The organism is Janthinobacterium sp. FT14W, assembly GCF_009208755.1.
GTDB classification, from domain to species: Bacteria; Pseudomonadota; Gammaproteobacteria; order Burkholderiales; family Burkholderiaceae_D; genus Janthinobacterium; species Janthinobacterium violaceinigrum.
Genome location: NZ_WFLL01000002.1, coordinates 154,496 through 175,223, shown reverse-complemented (window position 1 = coordinate 175,223; position 20,728 = coordinate 154,496). Strand labels below are relative to the sequence as shown.

Annotated in this window: 18 protein-coding genes; 10 read left to right on the top strand and 8 right to left on the bottom strand. The window is 62.1% G+C overall.

Annotated elements, in window-relative coordinates; all coding sequences use genetic code 11:
* Window positions 1-11: 11 nt before the first annotated feature.
* Window positions 12-917, bottom strand: a complete 906-nt coding sequence (locus tag GCN74_RS02995) for a LysR family transcriptional regulator (RefSeq protein ID WP_152255288.1) — start codon at window positions 915-917, stop codon at window positions 12-14.
* Window positions 918-1,041: 124 nt separating this feature from the next.
* Here GCN74_RS02995 and GCN74_RS02990 point away from each other — a divergent pair, with 124 nt between their 5' ends.
* The 3 genes from GCN74_RS02990 to GCN74_RS02980 all read left to right on the top strand — a co-directional run bounded on the left by GCN74_RS02990 (window position 1,042) and on the right by GCN74_RS02980 (window position 3,641).
* Window positions 1,042-1,641, top strand: a complete 600-nt coding sequence (locus GCN74_RS02990; protein WP_152255287.1) for an FMN-dependent NADH-azoreductase — start codon at window positions 1,042-1,044, stop codon at window positions 1,639-1,641.
* 57 nt (window positions 1,642-1,698) lie between these two features.
* Window positions 1,699-2,574: a pirin family protein gene (locus tag GCN74_RS02985; protein WP_152255286.1), complete on the top strand. Its 876-nt coding sequence runs from the start codon at window positions 1,699-1,701 to the stop codon at window positions 2,572-2,574.
* A 116-nt stretch (window positions 2,575-2,690) separates the two neighbouring features.
* A complete protein-coding gene (locus GCN74_RS02980) occupies window positions 2,691-3,641 on the top strand; it encodes a cation diffusion facilitator family transporter (RefSeq protein ID WP_152255285.1) in 951 nt (316 codons plus the stop codon).
* A gap of 140 nt (window positions 3,642-3,781) precedes the next feature.
* On the opposite strand, the gene GCN74_RS02975 is transcribed toward GCN74_RS02980, so the two are convergent.
* From GCN74_RS02975 to GCN74_RS02965, 3 genes are read right to left on the bottom strand one after another with little or no spacing between them, the layout of a single operon-like run.
* Window positions 3,782-6,034, bottom strand: coding sequence for a RelA/SpoT family protein (locus GCN74_RS02975; RefSeq protein ID WP_152255284.1), 2,253 nt, complete (start codon window positions 6,032-6,034; stop codon window positions 3,782-3,784).
* A gap of 48 nt (window positions 6,035-6,082) precedes the next feature.
* Window positions 6,083-6,433: a RidA family protein gene (locus GCN74_RS02970; RefSeq protein WP_152255283.1), complete on the bottom strand. Its 351-nt coding sequence runs from the start codon at window positions 6,431-6,433 to the stop codon at window positions 6,083-6,085.
* A 45-nt stretch (window positions 6,434-6,478) separates the two neighbouring features.
* Window positions 6,479-7,360: an alpha/beta fold hydrolase gene (locus tag GCN74_RS02965; RefSeq protein ID WP_152255282.1), complete on the bottom strand. Its 882-nt coding sequence runs from the start codon at window positions 7,358-7,360 to the stop codon at window positions 6,479-6,481.
* 261 nt (window positions 7,361-7,621) lie between these two features.
* Between GCN74_RS02965 and GCN74_RS02960 the strand changes: the two genes are divergently transcribed.
* Together GCN74_RS02960 and GCN74_RS02955 are read left to right on the top strand one after the other, a co-directional pair.
* The gene (locus tag GCN74_RS02960; protein WP_226938839.1) at window positions 7,622-8,959 is read left to right on the top strand and encodes a dicarboxylate/amino acid:cation symporter; all 1,338 of its coding nucleotides are present in this window, start codon (window positions 7,622-7,624) and stop codon (window positions 8,957-8,959) included.
* A gap of 234 nt (window positions 8,960-9,193) precedes the next feature.
* Complete coding sequence (locus tag GCN74_RS02955; protein WP_152255280.1) at window positions 9,194-9,604, top strand: DoxX family protein; 411 nt, start codon at window positions 9,194-9,196, stop codon at window positions 9,602-9,604.
* Window positions 9,605-9,656: 52 nt separating this feature from the next.
* On the opposite strand, the gene GCN74_RS02950 is transcribed toward GCN74_RS02955, so the two are convergent.
* Both GCN74_RS02950 and GCN74_RS02945 read right to left on the bottom strand, forming a co-directional pair.
* On the bottom strand, window positions 9,657-10,307 hold the full coding sequence (locus GCN74_RS02950; protein ID WP_152255279.1) for a CoA transferase subunit B: 651 nt from the start codon (window positions 10,305-10,307) through the stop codon (window positions 9,657-9,659).
* Window positions 10,308-10,327: 20 nt separating this feature from the next.
* Window positions 10,328-11,029 (bottom strand): CoA transferase subunit A, encoded by a 702-nt coding sequence (locus tag GCN74_RS02945; RefSeq protein WP_071077803.1) that lies wholly within the window; start codon window positions 11,027-11,029, stop codon window positions 10,328-10,330.
* Window positions 11,030-11,176: 147 nt separating this feature from the next.
* Here GCN74_RS02945 and GCN74_RS02940 point away from each other — a divergent pair, with 147 nt between their 5' ends.
* Window positions 11,177-11,743, top strand: a complete 567-nt coding sequence (locus GCN74_RS02940; RefSeq protein ID WP_034784217.1) for a LuxR C-terminal-related transcriptional regulator — start codon at window positions 11,177-11,179, stop codon at window positions 11,741-11,743.
* Between the two features lie 100 nt (window positions 11,744-11,843).
* On the opposite strand, the gene GCN74_RS02935 is transcribed toward GCN74_RS02940, so the two are convergent.
* Complete coding sequence (locus GCN74_RS02935) at window positions 11,844-12,620, bottom strand: SDR family oxidoreductase (RefSeq protein WP_152255278.1); 777 nt, start codon at window positions 12,618-12,620, stop codon at window positions 11,844-11,846.
* Window positions 12,621-12,871: 251 nt separating this feature from the next.
* On the opposite strand from GCN74_RS02935, the gene GCN74_RS02930 reads away from it, so the two are divergent.
* Entirely contained in the window at window positions 12,872-14,548 is a 1,677-nt protein-coding gene (locus GCN74_RS02930; protein ID WP_193316943.1) for an electron transfer flavoprotein-ubiquinone oxidoreductase, read from the top strand.
* A 72-nt stretch (window positions 14,549-14,620) separates the two neighbouring features.
* Here GCN74_RS02930 and GCN74_RS02925 read toward each other — a convergent pair whose 3' ends face one another.
* Window positions 14,621-15,283: a NeuD/PglB/VioB family sugar acetyltransferase gene (locus GCN74_RS02925; protein WP_152255277.1), complete on the bottom strand. Its 663-nt coding sequence runs from the start codon at window positions 15,281-15,283 to the stop codon at window positions 14,621-14,623.
* A 275-nt stretch (window positions 15,284-15,558) separates the two neighbouring features.
* Between GCN74_RS02925 and GCN74_RS02920 the strand changes: the two genes are divergently transcribed.
* From GCN74_RS02920 to GCN74_RS02910, 3 genes are read left to right on the top strand one after another with little or no spacing between them, the layout of a single operon-like run.
* Window positions 15,559-18,768 carry a tetratricopeptide repeat protein gene (locus GCN74_RS02920; RefSeq protein WP_193316942.1) on the top strand — a complete coding sequence of 1,070 codons (3,210 nt, stop codon included), beginning with the start codon at window positions 15,559-15,561 and terminating at the stop codon, window positions 18,766-18,768.
* A complete protein-coding gene (locus tag GCN74_RS02915; protein WP_152255275.1) occupies window positions 18,765-19,919 on the top strand; it encodes a DegT/DnrJ/EryC1/StrS family aminotransferase in 1,155 nt (384 codons plus the stop codon). The genes GCN74_RS02920 and GCN74_RS02915 overlap by 4 nt, the downstream gene beginning before the upstream one ends.
* A complete protein-coding gene (locus tag GCN74_RS02910) occupies window positions 19,919-20,647 on the top strand; it encodes an acetyltransferase (RefSeq protein WP_152255274.1) in 729 nt (242 codons plus the stop codon). Before GCN74_RS02915 ends, GCN74_RS02910 begins: the two co-directional genes overlap by 1 nt.
* The last annotated feature ends 81 nt before the right edge of the window (window positions 20,648-20,728 follow it).

Below are 20,728 nucleotides of genomic sequence, written 5' to 3'. Positions count from 1 at the left end.
ACGACGCGCGCCTATACGGGCGCGTCGGTCCGGTACATTTCCTCCATCAAGTCCAGAAACGCGCGCGTCTTGGCCGGCATCAATCGCCGGCCGGGAAACACGGCCCAGCCCGTAACCAGCGGAAAGCTCCATTCCGGCAGCACGCGCACCAGTTCCCCCGTCGCCACATAGGCCTTGGCAAAGCGGTCCGTGCTGGCCGCGATGCCCACGCCCGTGCAGGCCATGCGCACCAGCAGTTCCGGCGAGTTCGCCAGCAGGCGCACGGGCAAGTCGCGCTCCCACGTCGTCTTGCCGCGGATCAGAGTCCAATGCACGAGGCCATGCACGGCCCGTGGCAGACTGAGCAAATCGTGGCCATACAGATCGTCGGGATGCTCGGGCAAGCCGTGCACGCTCGTGTATTGCGGCGAGGCATACAGGGCCAGGGTACTGAAGGCCACGCGGCGCGCCGCCAGGCTGGCGTCATCGGGCAAGTTGCCCATGCGGATGGCCAGATCAAAATTTTCTTCCAGCAAATCCACGCGGCGCGCCGACAAGTCCAGTTCCAGCGAGATGGCCGGATAGCGGCGCACGAACTCGGCCAGCACCTGGCGCATCAGCGCATCGCCGAAATCGGCCGGCATGGAAATGCGCAGCAAGCCGCTGGGCCCCGCCTGGCGGTGCTGGGCCAGCGCGCCGGCCGCCTCCGTTTCCTCGACCACCTTGCGCGCATGCTCGAGCAGGCTGGCGCCAAACTCCGTCAACACCAGCTTGCGCGTGGTGCGCAGCAGCAGCCGTTCGCCCAATTTCGCTTCCAGCAGCGAGATACGGCGCGACAATGTCGACTTGGGCAAGTCCACGCGCTGGGCGGCACGGCTGAAACTGCCGCATTCGACGACGCGCGCGAACAGCAGCAAATCTCCGGGATCGATATCCATCACTGACCTTTACACTCAATTGTTCCATTAGTGGACTAATGTTATCCATTTTAACGGCTTCCGCATCAATTTTGGAATTGCTATAGTTCATCCATCGCAAGACACCTCACAACGGAGAAACAAGATGAACATCCTGCAAATCAATTCCAGCGCCCGCAGCACCGGTTCCGCCTCGACCCGCCTGGCTGACGCCATCGTTACCCGCGTACAAGCCGCCAACCCGGGTGCTGCCCTGGTGCGCCGCGACCTGGCCGCCGCCCCGCACCCCGTGCTCGACGAGCCGACCCTGCAAGCGCTGTTCACGCCAGCGGACAAGCGTACGCCGGAACAAGCGGCCCGCATCGCCCTCGATGATGCGCTGATTGCGCAAGTGCAAGCAGCCGACGTGATCGTCATCGGCGCCCCCATGTACAACTTCGGCATCACCGTGCAACTGAAAAGCTGGTTCGACGCGATTGCCCGCGCCAACGTCACCTTCAAGTACACGGAAAACGGCCCCGTTGGCCTGCTGACCGGCAAGAAAGTCTATGTGGGCCTGTCCCGCGGCGGCTTGCACCGCGACAGCGCGCACGACAGCCAGGTGCCTTACCTGAACACCATGTTCGGCTTCCTGGGCATGACCGACGTGCAGTATGTGTATTCGGAAGGCATGGGCATGGGCCCGGAAGCCGTGGCCAAGGCACAGGCGCAAGCGGACGCCGAGATCAACGCGATCCTGGTGTAATCCCCAGCAGTGAAAGGGACGGCGCACTGGCGCCGTCCTGGCCTAGAGGAGAGAACAATGAGCGACATCACCACCGTCACGAAAGCACGCGCCGTCGAGCGCGTGATCGCCGGCCAGGCCGTCATGGATGGCGCCGGCGTGAAGATCAACCGCGTGCTGACGCAGCAGCTGCAGCGCCGTCTCGACCCGTTCTTGATGCTCGATAACTTTGCCAGCGACAAGCCGAACGACTATATCGCCGGCTTTCCCGAGCATCCGCACCGGGGCTTTGAAACGGTCTCGTACATGATCACGGGACGCATGCGCCACAAGGACAGCGCGGGCCACGAAGGCTTGCTGACGTCGGGCGGCGTGCAATGGATGACGGCCGGCAGCGGCGTGATCCACTCGGAAATGCCGGAACAGGAAGAAGGCGTGATGGAAGGTTTTCAGCTGTGGCTGAACCTGCCTGCGCGCGACAAGATGCGCACGCCGTGGTACCGCGATTTCGACAGCAGCGAAATCCCCCGCTACACGACAGACGCGGGCGTGACCGTGCAAGTGATCGCCGGCGCCAGCCATGGCGTGACGGGCGCCGTGCAGCGCGAGCTGACGGAACCGCTGTACCTCGACATCGACTTGCCGGCGGGCACCAGCTTCGAGCAGCCGCTGCCGGAAGGCCATAATGCCTTCCTGTACACCTTCCGCGGCGAAGTGCAGGTGGACGGCAAGGCCGTGCCCGCCCTGCGCATGGCGATCTTCGCCAACACGCCGGGCAGCGACGGCGTGCGCATCGAGGCGCCGCAAGGCGGCCGCGTGATTCTCGTCGCCGGCCAGCCCTTGAACGAGCCCATCGCGCAATACGGCCCGTTCGTCATGAATACCCAGGCGGAAGTGTTCCAGGCCGTGCAGGACTTCCGCGAAGGCAAGTTTGGCGAGACGGCAGCGCAATAAAGTTGCCTGCTTCATTAAAAACCTGCGGCCCTCCGGGCCTGCAGGTTTTTTTTCGTGCCGACTATATTGTTGCTTTTCAATTACACTGACGGCAACATAATTCCACAAAGCATTCCATGCAGCCCACGCACACCGAACACGACGCCACCCATTTGCACGCCCACCTGAAAGGCGACGCCAAGCACACCCATTCGTTCGAGGGGCGCAGCCAGAGCATCCTCGCGTGGGCGCTGGGCCTGACCCTGTCGTTTGCCGGCATCGAGGTGGCGGCGGGCTTCCTGTCCAACTCGCTGGCCCTGATTTCCGATGCGGGCCACATGGTCACGGACGCGGCCGCGCTGGGCCTGGCCCTGCTGGCGCAACTGATCGCGCGCCGCCCGCCCTCGCCGCGCCACTCGTTCGGCTTTGGCCGCGCCGAGGCGCTGGCCGCCTTCGTCAACGGCCTGGCCATGCTGTGCGTGGTGGGCTGGATCTGCTATGAAGCCGTGCTGCGCTTTTCCTCCCCGCAACCCGTCAAGGGCGGCATGGTCTTCATCGTCGCCTTCATCGGCCTGGCGATCAATGTGGTGGTGGCGTGGGTATTGTCGAAAGACAAGCAAAGCGTCAACACGCGCGCCGCCCTCGTGCACGTGATGGGCGACTTGCTCGGTTCCGTCGCCGCCATCGTCGCCGGCGCCGTCATTTACTTTACGGGCTGGATGCAGATCGACCCGCTGCTGTCCGTGCTCGTGTCCCTGCTGATCCTGAAATCCACGTTCGGCGTGCTGCGCGAGTCCTACCATTTCCTGATGGAAGGCGTGCCCATGCATATCGATTACATCGCCGTGGGCACGGACGTGGAACAGGTGGACGGCGTGATTGCCGTGCACGACCTGCATGTGTGGGACATGTCGCCGGGCCAGCCGGCCCTGATCGGCCACGTGGAAATCGAGCACCTCGACCATTGGCCGAAGGTCTTGCGCGCGATCAAGAAGATGTTATTGAGCAAGCACGGTATCGACCACATCACCCTGCAGCCGGAGACGGCCGCAATGGCGGGCTTGCATGAAGGCGACAAGACGCATTAACACCAAGTTCAACAAGCGTCACAACGCCTGACAAAACCGTAGCGAGCGGAAGGTAGAGGTGGTCGAGAAGCGCAACCGTACTCTAGTACGGTGAGCATCGCAGGCCGCCTATACCGACGCGCAGTAGGTTTGGTCAGGCGTCAGCTACGCCGTGCCTCCAGCACGCCACTGACATCCTTGATCACATTCAAGGCTTTTAACAACTGCGCCGTCGAGCTGATCTCGGCCGTAAAGGTCATGCGGGCCTGGCCCTTGGCGCTCTGGGTGTTGACGCCGATCACGTTGATCTTTTCGCGCGAGAAAATTTCGGAGATGTCGCGCAGCAAACCCTGGCGGTCGCCGGCGAGAATGAAAATGTCGACCGGATACACGGTATCGTGGCCGCCCGTGCTGCCCCACTCCGTGAAGATCACGCGCTCGGGCGCCTTGGCGCGCATTTCCTCGAAATTCTTGCACGTGGCGCGGTGGATGGAAACGCCCTTGCCCCGCGTGACGAAGCCCACGATGCTGTCCGGCGGCGCCGGCTTGCAGCACTTGGCCAGCACCGTCATCAAACCCTCGGTACCCACCACCAGCACGCCGGACTTGGCGCCCTGCTCCACGCTGGAGGCACGGCTTTTTCCCACCAGCACGGCGTCTTCTGGCACCACCACTTCGCCATTGTCGTGCAGCGCCTGCTCCACGTGGCGCAGGCTGAATTCATCCTTGCCCACGGACAGGAACAGTTCGTCGACTTTCGCAAAGCCCAGCTTTTGCGCCAGCGCTTCGAGGTTGACGGCCGTCTTGCCTTCGCGCTGCAACGATTTTTCCACCAGCGCGCGGCCATGGGCCAGGGTTTCCTGCATGTCGATGGCATGGAACCAGGCGCGGATTTTCGAGCGCGTGCGCGTGCTGACGGCGTAGCCGGCGCTGAGCCAGTCGCGCGACGGCCCGGCCGTACCCGGCGCACCCTTGGCCGTGATGATTTCGCAGGTCTGGCCGTTTTTCAGCTGGGTATTCAGGGGCACCATGATGCCGTCGACCTTGGCGCCGCGGCAGCGGTGGCCCACATCCGTGTGCAGGTGATACGCAAAATCGACGGGCGTGGCACCCACGGGCAATTCCAGCACCCGCGCCTGCGGCGTCATGACGAAGATGCGGTCGTCCAGGGTGGCGGATTTGAGCTTTTCCACCCATTCGCGCTGGATTTCTTCCTGGCCCACGACGGCGTCGGCCACCTCGGTTTTCCACGCCAGCAACTGGCGCAGCCAGGCGATCTTTTCATCGTACTTCTGGCCGGCAAAGTTCGAGCCGCCCTCTTCCTTGTAGCGCCAGTGCGCGGCCACGCCGTATTCGGCAAAGCTGTGCATTTCATTGGTGCGGATTTGCACTTCCAGCGGCCGGCCATCCTCGGCCGTCACCACCGTGTGCAGCGACTGGTAACCGTTGGGTTTCGGCCGCGAAATGTAATCGTCGAATTCCTTCGGAATGGGGGTCCAGATATTGTGCACCACACCCAGCACCGTGTAGCAGGTTTTCACGTCGGCAACGATGACGCGGAAGGCGCGCACGTCGTACAGGGCCGTGAAATCGAGTTCCTTGCCGCGCATCTTGTTCCAGATGCTGTAGATGTGTTTCGGGCGGCCAAACACTTCCGCCTGGATGCCGGCCGAAGCCAGTTCCGTCTGCAGGCGCAGGATCGCCGAGGAAACAAAACCCTCGCGCATCATGCGCTTTTCTTCCAGCATCTTGGCGATGCGTTTGTACGCTTCCGGCTCGATGAAGCGGAACGACAAGTCTTCCAGTTCCCACTTCAGCTGCCAGATGCCGAGGCGGTTGGCCAGCGGCGCGTACAGATCCAGTGTTTCCTTGCCGTATTCGCGCGTCATTTCGTTGAACAGCTTTAATTCAGCGAAGTAGCGCAAGGTCGTCACGCACGCCGCCAGGCGCACCAGCACGACACGCATGTCGGAGGCCATCGCCAGCAGCATCTTGCGCAAGGTTTCCACCTGGGCCACGGCTTGCTGCGCCGCATTCTTGCCCCGGCCTGCGCTGCCGCCATGCTGCGCCTGGGTCAGCGCGCGCAAGCGGATCAGCTGGCGCACGCCCGTGGCCAGGTCGCACACCTGCTTGCCGAAGCGCGGCTCGATATCGGCCGCGGTGTCCGGCTCCAGCAGGGTCAGCTCGAACATCAGGCCGGCGATGCGCGTTTCCGCATCGCTGCGCAGGAAAGCCAGGGTGGTGGCCACGCCGATGGCGAAGTCCAGCGCGGAGCGGCCGGCAAAGGTCAGCTTGTCGCCATACGCGTCGGTGGCATACGCAAGCGCGTCCAGCACGCGCGCGCTGTCCGGCGCACTCAAGCCCTCTACCAGTTGTTCCGATGTAGCGCTATTCGGGGCCGAGATGGAAACCATGTGATACCTTATAAACTTAACAACTCAATAGCTGAATAACTGAATAACTTAGCGCTCTGCAGCGATGATGACGATCTCTACCAAGCAAGCCGGATTGGCCAGTTTCGCTTCCACCGTGGCGCGTGGCGGCGTATGGCCGGGCGCGACCCAGTCATCCCACACTTCATTCATGCCGGGGAAGTCTTTCATGTCGGCGATGTAGATCTGGCACGACAGGATGCAGGTCTTGTCGCTGCCTGCTTCCATCAGCAAACGGTCGACGTGGCCCAGCACTTCGCGCGTCTGGCCGACGATGCCCTGCGTCGTGTCTTCGGCGATCTGGCCGGCCAGGTAGATGGTGTTGTTGTGTATGGCTACTTCGGAGAGGCGCTTGCCTACGTGCAGTCGTGTAATTTCCATGCTCTTCTTTCAGTCGTTTCAAAATCTGTACAGCCTTACCGGCTATTATTTACCCAGCAAAAACTTGCGGGCGATGGCGATCTGGTCGTCGTGGACGAACGTGGGCGCATGGCCCACGCCGGCGATTTCCACCAGTTCCGCCTTCGGGCCGCGGCCCAGCATCAAGGTGGCCGTTTCGTGCGACAGCAAGTCCGATTCCGACCCGCGCACCAGCAAGGTGGGGCAGCGCACGGCATCGTACGCGGCCCACAGCATGGCTTCGTCGCTGGCCGCCGATTCCGGCGTGGCCGAGCGGAACGGCATGGCCAGGCCCATATCGTAGTGGCGGCGCCAGTGGCCATCCTTGTCTTGCCGCAGTACATCCACCGCCAGTTTATGCCATTCCGCGTCCGTATGCGGGCCGAAGCTGGCGGACACGTCGCGCACAAACCTGGCACCCTGCTCGAAGGTTTCGAAACGCAGGTCCTGGCCGATGTAGTCGCCGATGCGCTGCAACGCTTCCGGCGCCAGGGTGGGGCCGATATCGTTCAGGACCAGCTTGCTGATCGGGCTGTCGGGCAGCGATGCCAGGCCCAGGCCGATCAAGCCGCCCATCGAGGTGCCGAACCAGTCCACCGTCTGGCGCTCGCCATTGGCCAGCACGCGCGCCAGCAGGGTCACCATGTCGCTCACATATTGCGGTACGCGGTAAAACTGCGGATTGGCCAGCCAGCCCGAGCGCCCGCGCCCCACCACGTCGGGGCAGATGACGCGGTAATCGCTGGCCATGGCGCGCGCCAGGTTGTCGAAGTCGTCCGCCACGCGCGTCACGCCATGGGCGCAGACGAGCACGTTCGGATTGTCGGGCGCGCCCCACTCCTTGTACGACATGCGGTGCAGGCCCGCCGGCGAGATGCATTGCACTGACTTGATGCTGGCTTCGATCATGCGATTCCTTATAACGCCGGACAAAACCTGCTGCGCGCCGATTTTGTGAGGCGTCGTTATTTGGTAGTAAAAAACAAAGAAACCGGCGATTTGCCGGCTGCCTCGCGCGCGACGCTACGGCAGTGTAGCGCAGCGCGGGCAATGCTCCAAGCGCACGCCTGAAATGCTGCGCCGCAGCACGCCAGTCATGGGGCAATACCCGATATAGCGAAAATGCATATCTGCGGTTATCCACAATTGAGCGGACCTGGCAATGGGCGGATGATCGCAGCATCAACCCGCAAGAGGAGACCACTCGTGAAAAAACCATTCTATAAAATCCTGTACGTGCAGGTGCTGTTCGCCATCGTGGCCGGCGTGCTGCTGGGGGTGTTCTACCCTTCGAACGCCGTCGACATGAAACCGCTGGGCGACGGCTTTATCAAACTGATCAAGATGATCATCGCCCCGGTGATCTTCTGTACCGTGGTCTCCGGCATCGCGGGCATGCAGGACGTCAAGAAAATCGGCAGGGTCGGCGGCAAGGCCCTGCTGTACTTTGAAATCGTCTCCACGTTCGCGCTGGCCATCGGCTTGCTGGTTGCCAATATACTGAAACCGGGCGCCGGCTTCAACGCCGATCCGGCCCACCTGGACGCCAAGTCGATCGCGCAATACACGCACGCCGAAGGCATGACCACCGTCGACTTCCTGATGAACATCATCCCGAAGACCTTCGTCGATGCCTTCGCCAAGGGCGACATCCTGCAAGTGCTGCTGATCGCCGTGCTGTTCGGCTTCTCGCTGTCCCTGCTGGGCGAGCGCGGCCGTCCTGTCACCAAGCTGATCGACGAGCTGTCGCATGCCATCTTCGGCATGGTCAACATCATCATGAAAGTCGCTCCCATCGGCGCATTCGGCGCGATGGCCTTTACCATCGGTAAATACGGCCTGGCTTCGCTGATCCCGCTGGCTAAACTGATGGGTTCGTTCTACCTGACCTGCTTCCTGTTCGTCTTCGTCGTGCTGGGCCTGATCGCCAAGTACACGGGCTTCTCCATCGGCCGCTTCCTGCTGTACATCAAGGAAGAACTGCTGATCGTGCTGGGCACGAGCTCGTCGGAATCGGCGCTGCCGGCCCTGATGAAAAAACTCGAGCGCCTGGGCTGCTCGAAACCGGTGGTCGGCCTGGTCGTACCTACCGGCTACTCGTTCAACCTGGACGGCACCAACATCTACATGACCATGGCGGCCCTGTTCGTGGCACAGGCCACCAACACGGACCTGACCATCTGGCAGGAACTGACCATCCTGGGCGTGGCGATGCTGACCTCGAAAGGCGCCTCCGGCATCACGGGCGCCGGCTTCATCACCCTGGCCGCCACCCTGGCCGTGGTGCCGACCATCCCCGTGGCGGGCATGGCGCTGATCCTGGGCATCGACCGCTTCATGAGCGAATGCCGCGCGCTGACCAACTTTGTCGGCAACGGCGTGGCCACCATCGTCGTGTCGAAATGGGAAAAAGAACTGGACATGGACAAGCTGCACAGCGAGCTGGCCCATCCAACCCACCCCACCGACGACGCCTATGTCGCCCCGACCGTAAATATCGTCAAGTAAGCCGTACGCTTCATTGAAAAGCCCCGCAGAGCGATCTGCGGGGCTTTTTTCATGCGCGGGGGTTTTATCGCATCGTCAACAAACAGTAAATCATGCATCAATATTTAATCGGATGATCAATGAATGAAAAACGATTACAGTTACACCACTGTTCGCCGGCAAGCTCCCGCATAATGACATTGCGTTAATGCAAGCCTGACACCGAACCATCCACCCTTTTGAATGGAGTACGTCATGTCCCTCACGCCCGCCTTCTACGCCACCTGGAACCCACGTTTGCTGGGCCTGCTACGCATCATCCTGGGCTTTCTCTTCCTGCAGCACGGCACGGCAAAACTGTTCGGCGCGCCCCACGTGGCCATGTTCGACGGCTTGCAACTGTTATCCGTGATGGGTGCGGCCGGCGTCATCGAGCTCGTCGGCGGCACCTTGCTGCTGGTCGGCCTGTTCACGCGTCCCGTCGCCTTCATCCTGTCGGGCCAGATGGCGGCCGCCTACTTCATGGCGCATGCGCCTGCCGGCTTCCTGCCCATCCTGAACGGCGGCGAAATGGCCGTGATGTACTGCTTCACCTTCCTGTATTTCGCGGCAGCGGGCGCCGGCGCCTACAGCCTCGACGGCTTGCGCGGCAAGGCGGGCGCATAAAAAAGGGCGGACATCGCTGTCCGCCCTTCTTCCCTGCGACGCTCCGCGTGGCTTACACGGCGGACACGTCCAGTTCCGCGCCCGTGGCCGCCTGCACTTGTTCCTTGCTCACGCCCGGCGCCAGTTCCACCAGTTTCAGGCCGTTTTCCGTCACGTCGATCACGCCCAGGTCGCTGATGATGACGTCGACCACGCCCACGCCCGTCAGCGGCAGGTCGCACTGCTTGAGCAGCTTGTGCGACGTCGTGCCATCCTTGGCCGTGGCCACGTGTTCCATCAGCACGACGACGCGCTTGACGCCGGCCACCAGGTCCATGGCGCCGCCCATGCCCTTGACCATCTTGCCTGGAATCATCCAGTTCGCCAGGTCGCCCTTTTCCGACACTTGCATGGCGCCCAGGATGGCCAGGTTGATCTTGCCGCCGCGGATCATGCCGAACGAGTCGGCCGAGCTGAAGTAGGCGGCGCCCGGCAAGGCCGTCACCGTCTGCTTGCCCGCGTTGATCAGGTCCGCATCGACTTCATCGTCGGTGGGGAACGGACCGATGCCCAGCAAGCCGTTTTCCGACTGCAGGAACACTTCGATATTCTCCGGCACGTAGTTGGCCACCAGGGTCGGCAAGCCGATGCCCAGGTTCACATAAAAGCCGTCCTGCAATTCTTTCGCCGCGCGCGCGGCCATTTCGTCTCTAGTCCAAGCCATGATGTTCTCCGTATTCCTTTTTATGCTTCAGTGCGCACGGTGCGCTGCTCGATGCGTTTTTCCGGGTGCGCGTTGACCACGATGCGGTGCACGAAGATGCTGGGGGTATGCACCTGGTCCGGGTCGATCTCGCCCACTTCCACCAGTTTTTCCACTTCGACGATGGTGATCTTGCCCGCCATGGCCACGTTCGGATTGAAATTGCGCGCCGTCTTGCGGTAGACCAAATTGCCCGCGCGGTCGGCCATGTAGGCTTTGACCAGCGACACATCGGCCACCAGGCTGCGTTCCATCACGTATTGTTCGCCGTCGAATTCGCGCAGCTCCTTGCCGTCGGCAACGATGGTGCCCACGCCGGTTTTCGTGAAGAAGGCGGGAATGCCGGCGCCGCCGGCGCGCAGCTTCTCGGCCAGGGTGCCTTGCGGCGTGAATTCCAGCTCCAGTTCGCCGGCCAGGTACTGGCGCGCGAATTCCTTGTTTTCGCCCACATAGGAGGCGATCATTTTCTTGATCTGGCGCGTGGTCAGCAGCTGGCCCAGGCCGAAGCCGTCCACGCCCGCGTTGTTGGAAATGGCCGTCAGGCCCGTCACGCCCGAATCGCGCAAGGCGCCGATCAGGGCTTCGGGGATGCCGCACAGGCCGAAGCCGCCGACGGCGATGGTCTGGCCATCTTGGACGATACCGGCCAGCGCCGAGGCGGCGTCAGGATAAACTTTATTCATGGGTGTCCCTCTATCTTTTGTTAAGCTTTGGTCTTGAGTCCATGACTCAGGCAGCGACTCAGCATAAAATACGCGAGTGGAAAGTACAATACCGTAGAACTACCGGCGCCGTGCCGGCAATCCCCCTGTGAGAGTGATACGCATCAGATGAACGCCGCGTCAGCCATCGATTATGAAAGCATCTTCCTGCACGCGCCCGTGGGCATGTGCATGTCGGAAAACCGTATCATGCGCAGCTGCAACGAAGCACTAGCGGCCATGTTCGGCTATGCGCGCGCCCAGCTGGACGACCAGTCGTTCGAAGTACTCTACCCCACGCACGATGAATTCCTGCGCACCGGTGACCGCATCATTCCCATCATGAACGCCAAGGGCCGCTATTCGGACGAGCGCATCATGCGCCGCAGCAATGGGGAATTGTTCTGGTGCCACGTCACGGGCCACGCCATGCTGGCCGCGCAGCCGCTGGGGCCCGGCATCTGGACGTTCGAGGATGTCAGCGAGAAGCGTCCCGTGACGGCGGAGCTGACCCCGCGCGAGCGCGAAATCGCCGCCCTGCTGGTGGAAGGCAAGACCAGCAAGGTCATCGCCCGCCAGATCGACCTCAGCCCCCGCACGGTGGAAATGCACCGCGCCAAGCTGATGCGCAAGTTCGCCGCCTCCACGTCGTCCGAGCTGGTGCACAAGCTGGTGGGACTGCAGCTGCAGCGCTAGGGCTGCAGCCAAGGTGACTATCGTTTAACGCCAAGTAAAACCGTCCCGAGCGGCAGCGATTGGTGGCCGCAAAGCGCGACGCGCAGCAGGTTTTATGGCGTTAAAACGTGCTCATGCCGCCATCGGCGGAGATGATGGCGCCGTTGATGAAATGCGAATCCTCGCCCGCCAGCAACAGCAGCAGGCCATCGAGGTCTTCCGGCTTGCCCGGACGTTTATTGGGCAGCATTTCGATCAGCTTCTTGCCCTGCTCGGTGGCGAAATAATCTTCGTTGATTTCCGTGGAAATGTAGCCGGGACAGATGGCGTTCGTGTTGATGCCGTACTTGCCCCACTCCACCGCCATGGCGCGCGTCATGTGCACCATGCCCGCCTTGCTCATGCAATACACGCCGATCTGCGGCAGCACCTGCAAGCCCGCCATCGAGGCGATATTGATGATGCGGTGCTGTTTCTTCGGGTCGCCCTTGGCCCGCGCGATCATGCGCTTGGCCGCCTGCTGGGCCACGAAGAACGATCCGCGCAGATTGGTATCCATCACGAAGGAGTAATCTTCTGGCGTGACGTCGACCAGGCGTTGCGTGGTGGAGACACCGGAATTGTTGACGAGGATATCGATGGGACCGGCTTCCGTTTCCGCATGCGCGATGGCCGACTTGATGCTGGCAAAGTCGGTCACGTCGAGCGACACCACGTGCGCGGCGCCGCCGTCCGCTTCGATTTCGGCACGCAGCTCCTTGAGGCGCTCCGTGCGGCGCGAAGCGAGCACGACTTGCGCGCCGGCCTGGGCCAGCACTTTCGCAAAGCGCGCGCCGAGGCCGCTCGATGCGCCGGTAATCAGGGCAATCTTGCCCTCGAAATTGACTTCTATGCCCACGAGCTACTCCTGTTTTATTTTAGATAACACTTTGCGCCGTGCCGATGGCAGGCGGGCAAAATCGCCCGCGGCGCACTCGAGCAAAAGTAAACGCCATCATTACACAAAATGACCGGATTTAGATTGCGGCGAGGGGCAATGTCACGCAAAATGGCGCCAAAGTTGCAATCCTCGCCAAAAACAAGCACACTCGTGCTTAAATTTCTTCGAAGATTCCTCACCCACCCATTTAGTGACTATAAATCGAGACCATGACACAGCCTAATAACTTAGTTGAACAGTACGGACCGCGCGACACCATGGAATACGACGTGGTGATCGTGGGCGGCGGCCCCGCAGGCTTGGCGGCCGCGATCCGCCTGAAGCAGCTGGCCGCGGAAAAGAGCCAGGAAGTGTCCGTCTGCGTACTGGAAAAAGGCGGCGAACTGGGCGCGCACATCCTGTCGGGCGCCATCATGGACCCGAAAGCGCTGACGGAACTGATTCCAAACTGGAAAGAACTGGGCGCGCCCCTGAACACGGAAGTGACGGAAGACCGCATCCTGTTCCTGACCGAGACCAAGGCATATAAAACGCCGGGCTTCGCCGTGCCCGCCTGCTTTGAAAACCACGGCAACTACATCGTTTCCTTGGGCAATGTGGTGCGCTGGATGGGCCAGCAGGCGGAAAACCTGGGCGTGGAAATCTTCCCCGGCTTCCCTGCCGCAGAAATCCTCTACAACGACGACGGCTCCGTGAAGGGCGTAGCGACCGGCAACATGGGCGTCAAGCGCGACGGCGAACCGGGCCCCGACTTCCAACTGGGCATGGAATTGCACGCCAAGTACACCCTGTTTGCGGAAGGCGCACGCGGCCACCTGGGCAAGCAATTGATGGCCAGGTATGATTTGAACGCCGGCAAGGACCCGCAATCGTACGGCATCGGCATCAAGGAATTGTGGGAAATCGACCCCGCCCAGCACAAGCCGGGCCTGGTGATCCACTCGAGCGGCTGGCCGCTGGACACGAAAACCTACGGCGGCTCCTTCCTGTACCACCTGGAAAACAACCAGGTGATGGTCGGCTATGTCGTCGGCCTGAACTACGAAAATCCGTACCTGTCCCCGTACGAGGAATTCCAGCGCTACAAGACGCATCCGGAAATCCGCAAGTTCTTCGAAGGCGGCAAGCGCATCTCGTACGGCGCGCGCGCCATCGCGGCCGGCGGCCTGCAATCGCTGCCGAAACTGGTATTTGCGGGCGGCGCCCTGATCGGCTGCGATGCCGGCTTCCTGAACATGAGCCGCATCAAGGGCAGCCACGCGGCCATCAAGAGCGGCATGCTGGCGGCGGACGCGGCCTTCGGCGCCCTGGGCGAACAGCGCCAGCACGACGAACTGACGAGCTACCCTGTCGCGTTTGAACAATCGTGGCTGCATGAAGAACTGCACGTGGCGCGCAACGTCAAGCCATGGCTGTCGAAAGGCCTGTACCTGGGCAGCCTGATGACGGGCATCGACCAGCTGATCTTCCGCGGCAAGGCGCCGTGGACCCTGCACCACTCGCACGGCGACCACGAATGCCTGAAGCCGGCCGCCCAGTCGAAGAAGATCGTGTATCCGAAACCCGATGGCAAGCTGACCTTCGACAAGATGTCGTCCGTGTTCATCTCGAACACCAACCACGCGGAAGACCAGCCCATCCACCTGACCTTGAAGAACGCCAGCGTGCCCGTCGACGTCAACCTGGCCACGTATGCGGGTCCGGAAGCCCGTTACTGTCCGGCCGGCGTGTACGAGTTCGTGAAGAACGACGACGGCGCCGAACGCCTGCAGATCAATGCGCAGAACTGCGTGCACTGCAAGACCTGCGACATCAAGGACCCGACGCAGAACATCGTATGGGTCACGCCGGAAGGCGGCGGCGGACCGAACTATCCAAACATGTAAGCGCCGTCCGGCATGCCGCAGCAGCGGCGCTACCGCATCCGGTAGCGCCGCCCCGCTTCGGCTGCCGCGGCCTTACAGATACTTGTCGCCGGCCAGGCGGCTGCGTATCGTTTTCGCCGGCGCGCCATAACTGACGCACAGATCGGCCACTGGCCGCGTCACCACGGCGCCGGCGCCGACCACGCAATGGCTGCCGATGCGCATGCGCTGCAGCAGCAAGGCGCCCATGCCCAGGGCGCTGCCCGTGCCGATGAAGCAGCCGCCGCCAGTCGCAGCAGCGGGCGCCAGGCTGGCAAATGCCTCCATCACGGAATCGTGATCGAGCGAGGCCCGCGTATTGACGATACAGCCCTGCCCGACGTCGCATCCGGGATTGATCACCGCGCCCGCCATCACCACGCTGCCCGCGCCGAGCCGCACGGCCCTGGCGACGCTGGCCTGAGGATGCACGGCGCTGACGAATGGCAGTTGCGGACACAATGCCGCCACGCGGGCGGTCACGCTTGCCCTTACAAAGTTGTCGCCGATGGCCACCAGCACGCCTGCGACAGCGAGCTGTTCCACCAGGAGCGGCAAATCGGACTCGGCGCCAAGAACGCGATAGCCCGAGGTTTCCTCGCCGACCGTCCGAAACGCGTCGATCAAGCCCGCAATGTGAAATATCCCCTGCCGTTCGACCACGTCGATGACGACCCTCGCGTGGCCAGACGAGCCTATGATTAAAATGTTTTGCATATTCAAGCTGAAAAGTGAACGATATCGGGCGGCAGCCATCCGGCAAGGAATGGGCCCATCCCGGGCATCATACCAGCAGCCCGGCGCTAGGCATGCCGCCCGTCCGGCGTCCGGATTGTTCTAAAACAGCCACTTTCCCCCATGCTTTGACCAGCCAGCAACACCAAGTTTGCATTGCGACAGCATTCCCGGATAAATTCCACCTGGAAAGTTTCTCAGAAGCACTTCCACCAGTTACAATTCCCTTTGCTAAATATTTCAACTGCCGCCCGCCCATGAACGCAACCGCCCTTCCCACAGTGCCCCTCGACGCCGAATTACAGCAGGCAATCACCGAACACCAGGCTGGCCGTTTTGCCGAGGCGGAAGAGCTTTACCTGGCGATTTTGCAGGCACAGCCATATCACGCCATTGCCAACCACAATATGGGTTTATTGGCGGGACAGGTCGGGCAATACCAGGCCGGCTTGCCATATCTGCACAAGGCGCTGTCGGTGAACCCCGACGAAGGCCAGTTCTGGCTGTCGTATGCCGATGGCTTGCTCAAGGCGGGCGAACGCGAACAGGCGCTGGAGATCGTCACGGCGGCCATCGCGCGCGGCCTCGACAACGAACAATCGCAGGGCTTGCGCAGCCGTATAGAAACGGCAATCGCAGGCACGCCGACGGCGCAGGAAACGCAACACGTCATTGAGCTGTATCAAGCCGGCCGCCATGCCGAACTGGAAGCGGCCAGCCACGCCCTGACGCAGCGCTACCCCGAATCGGACTTTGCCTGGAGCGTGCTGGGCACCGCCCTGCAATTGCAGGGCAAGGATGCCTTCGAAGCCCTGCAAAAAACCGCGCAACTGGCGCCCAACGATGCCGAAGCGCATGGCAACCTGGGCACCGCATGGCAGGAACGGGGCATGTACGATCAGGCGATCGACAGCTATACGCGGGCGCTGGAACTGAATCCGGACTTTGTCGAGGCGCATGGCAACCTGGCGGCGGCGCTGCAGGCACAGGGCAAGCTGGAGCAGGCCGAAGAGGCATACCGGCAAGCGCTGGCGCTGCGCCCCGACTACGCCAAGGGCCATTTCAATCTCGGCAATACACTGCAATCGATGCAGCGCAGCGCCGAAGCCGTCGCGTGCTATCAAAGCGCGCTGGCCCTGCTGCCGGGCGATGCTGAAATCTACCTGAATCTGGGCAATGCCCAGCAAGACTTGCAGCAATGGCAAGCGGCCATCGTCAGCTACCGGGCCGTGCTGCAACTGGCGCCCCACACCACGGCGGCGCATGCGAATCTGGCCGCGGCGCTGCATGGGGCCGAAGACTACGCGGGCGCCGTGGCCAGCTACCGGCGCGCCATCGAATTGCATCCCGACGACGCCAAGCTGCACAACAACCTGGGACGCGCGCTCCAGTCGCTGGACCAGGCCGAGGAAGCCATCGCCGCGTATGAACGGGCGATCGCGCTCGATGGCGATTTCACCCAGGCGTTGAGCAATCTGGGGTTGCTGCAATGCAAACAGAAGAATTACACGGCCGCCATCGAGTACTGCGCAAGAGTGCTGCGCCTGCAGCCGGACGATGCGCAAGCGAGCGGCCAGCTCGCCATCGCCTACGGCGCCGCCGAAGACCGCGACAACGCCCTGAAATACTTCCAGCAAGCCATCGACCTGGCCCCCGCCAGCGCCGCGAGCCACCGGCAGCTGGCCGACTACTACAGCACCATCAAGCGCCATCCCCTCGCAGTGGAGGTGTACCGCCGCGCCCTGGAACTCGATTCCGGCGATAGCGAAACGCATAACCACCTGGGTGTCGCCCTGCAAGAGCTCGAGCAATACGACGCAGCCACCGCCGCCTATGAGCGCGCGCTTGCACTGGAACCGAAAAACATCTCGGCGCTGTGCAACCTGGGCTCGACGCAGCAGGCGCAAAAGCAGCTGGAACAGGCCAAGCAGACGTATCTGGCCGTGCTCGAGATCGACCCCGCATTCGAGCGCGCATACTTTGCACTCGGCAATTGCTACGTGCTCATGAACGAACAGCTGCTGGCGCTCGAGTGCTACCACAAGACACTGGAAATCAATCCCGACTATCGTGATGCCTACGTCAACATCAGCGCCACTTTCAGCAATATCGGCCGGATAGAAGAAGCCATCGAAGCCTGCCGCAAGGGCCTGGCCGTCTGCCCCCTGTGGGAAACCCTGTTCAGCAACTACCTGTTCCTGCTGTCGCACAGCACCGAGATCGATCCGCAGGCGCTGTATGCGGAGCATCAGCGCTTCAGCGACACCTTTGAAACGCATATCGCCAAGGAACACGCTGGGCACAGCAATGTCCGCGACCCGCTGCGCACCTTGAAAGTCGGCTTCGTGTCGGGCGACCTGCACAACCATCCGGTGCCGCATTTCCTCATCCCGATACTGGAAAATATCGCCGATAGCGCCAAGTTGTCGCTGTATGCGTACCACAACAATCCGCAAAACGACGATATCACGAAGCGCCTGCGGGAAGTCATTCCCCACTGGCGCCAGGTCGAGCACCTGTCCGATCCGGACCTGGGCCAGTTGATCCGCGACGATGGCATCGACATCCTGATCGATCTGTCCGGCCACACGGGCAAGAACCGCCTGCTCATGTTTGCCGCCAAGCCCGCCCCGGTGCAGGTCAGCTGGATCGGCTACCCGCTCACGACAGGGCTGCAATCGATCGATTACTATCTGGGCGACCAGTTCTTCACGCCGCCGGACGAACTGGGCGACCAGTTCTCCGAGAAACTGTTGCTGCTCCCCGCCTGCGTGCCCTTCCTGCCGTCCAAGCTGGCGCCCGCCGTCCAGCCCGCGCCCGTATTGACCAACGGCTACATCACGTTCGGCAGTTTCAACCGCACCAACAAGATCAACCGCCAGGTCATCGCGCGCTGGGCCAGGGTGCTGCGCGCCGTCCCCGACGCCAAGATGATCGTGGCGGCCATGCCGAAATCGGAGGCGCCGCCGCAACTGGCGGCCTGGTTCGCGGAAGAAGGCATTGCGCCGGAGCGCCTGACCTTCGAAGGCCGCACGGGCATGGCCCAGTTCATGGCCATCCATCACCGCATCGATATCTGCCTCGATGCCTTCCCGTATTGCGGCAGCACGACCACCCTGCATGCGCTGTGGATGGGCGTGCCCACGCTCACGACGGCAGGCCCGACCATGCCTAGCCGCGCCGGCAACATGATCATGCGCCAGGTCGAACTCGATGACTTCGTCGCCACCGACGAAGATGATTTCGTGCGCCGCAGCATGGCCATGGCGGCCAACCCCATGCTGCTGGGCGCCTACCGCTTCAGCATGCGGCACCGCCTGGAACGCTCCACCCTGGGCAAACCCAAGCTGATCACGGAAGGCCTGGAAAACGGCCTGCGCATCATCTGGCAACGCTGGTGCGAAGGCTTGCCGCCCGTCTCGTTCGAAGCCCCCGTTGCCGTGCCCAACCCGCCGATCGGATTATGATGAGCGCTCAAAAAAACAAACCCGTCTATGTCACCCAGCCCCTGCTGCCGCCGCTGGAGGACTTCCTGCCGTACCTGGAGACGATCTGGGACAACAAGATCCTGACCAATGGCGGCCCCTTCCACCAACAGTTGGAGCAGGCGCTGTGCGACTACCTGGGCGTCAAGCACATCTGCCTGTTCGCCAACGGCACGCTGGCCCTGATGACGGCCCTGCAGGCACTGCGCATCAATGGCGAAGTGATCACGACGCCGTATTCGTTCGTCGCTACCGCTCATTCTTTGCTGTGGAATAACATCAAGCCCGTGTTTGCCGACATCGAGCCGCACAGCCTGAACCTCGACCCGAGCAAGATAGAAGCGGCCATCACGCCGCAGACGACGGCCATCATGCCCGTGCACTGCTACGGCCGGCCATGCGACATCGAAGCGATCGAAAAAATCGCCGACAACTACAACCTGAAGGTGATCTACGATGCGGCACACGCGTTCGGCGTGCGCCACCGGGGCGGCAGCGTGCTCAATCACGGCGACCTGTCCGTGATCAGCTTTCACGCCACCAAGATCTTCAACACCTTCGAGGGCGGCGCCATCGTCTGTCCCGACGCCAAGACCAAGCAGCGCATCGACCACCTGAAAAACTTCGGCTTCGTCGATGAAGTCACGGTCGTGGCCGCCGGCATCAACGGCAAGATGAGCGAGATCAACGCCGCCTTCGGCTTGCTGCAGCTCAAGGGCATCGACGGCGCGCGCCAGAAGCGCAAGGCGATCGATGCGCGTTACCGCCAGCAGCTGGCCGGCATCGGCGGCATCACTTGCCTGCAGCAGGGCGATGGCGAGGCGGCCAACCACGCGTATTTCCCCATCCTCGTGGGCCCCGGCTACCCGCTGTCGCGCGACGCCCTGTTCCAGCTGCTGCGCGACCAGGAAATCTATGCGCGCCGCTATTTTTATCCGCTCATCAGCGACTTCCCCATGTACCGCGGCATGCCGTCCGCCGCGCACGCGAACCTGCCCGTGGCGCGGCTGGCGTCGTCGCAGGTGATCTGCCTGCCCATCTATCCGGACCTGGCGATGGAAACCGTGGACGCCATTATCGCCATGATCGCCGCCCCCGCCCTGCAACAAGAACCCGTACGGAATATCGCCTGATGCAAATTTCCACAGAAACCAATTTTTCCGGCGTGGCGGAAAACCACCCCTGGTCGGCGCAATTCACGGTGCTGGGCTACGCGGATGGCGCCATCAGCACCCTGCCCCACCAGTTTTTCCGCAACTGGCTGGACCAGGAAGCGGATAGCGGCCACTTCTATATCGGGCGCGGCTCCTGTTTCGGCGTCGGTTCGCTGGTGAAATATGACAGCGGCCAGCAAAGCCTGTGCGTCGGCCGCTATGTGGCCGGCGGCTCGCGCCTGAGTTTCATCCTCAATGGCCAGCATGAAATGCGCACGATCTCGACGTACATGCTGTCCATCCTCGGCGGCGGCTTGAAAAATGCGCCCCCGCCGCAGTATGCCGACACGGTGATCAAGAACGATGTCTGGATCGGCGACGAAGTGATGGTGCTGGGCGGCAGCGTGATCGAAAACGGCTGCGTCATCGGTGCCCGCTCGCTGCTGCCACCCAATTTCCGCTCGGAACCCTATGGTATTTACGCGGGGTCGCCGGCGCGCCTGATACGCTACCGTTTCACGGAAAAAGTCCGTGCCGCGCTGCTGGAACTGGCATGGTGGGAAATGCCGCTGCCATGGGTACGCAACAATAACGCCATGTTCATGGAAGACCTGTGCGCCGACGAAGCGAAGGCATTGCTGGTCATCGACATCCTGAAAAGCAGCCGCCGGCAATGGGAGGCGGAACACGGCGGCGTGGCGGATTGAATCTGCCAATATTGCCATGAAGGCAATGGAAGATAAATTTCCATACGGCATTTAATAAAACGGAAAGGATGGTCGTCTTGT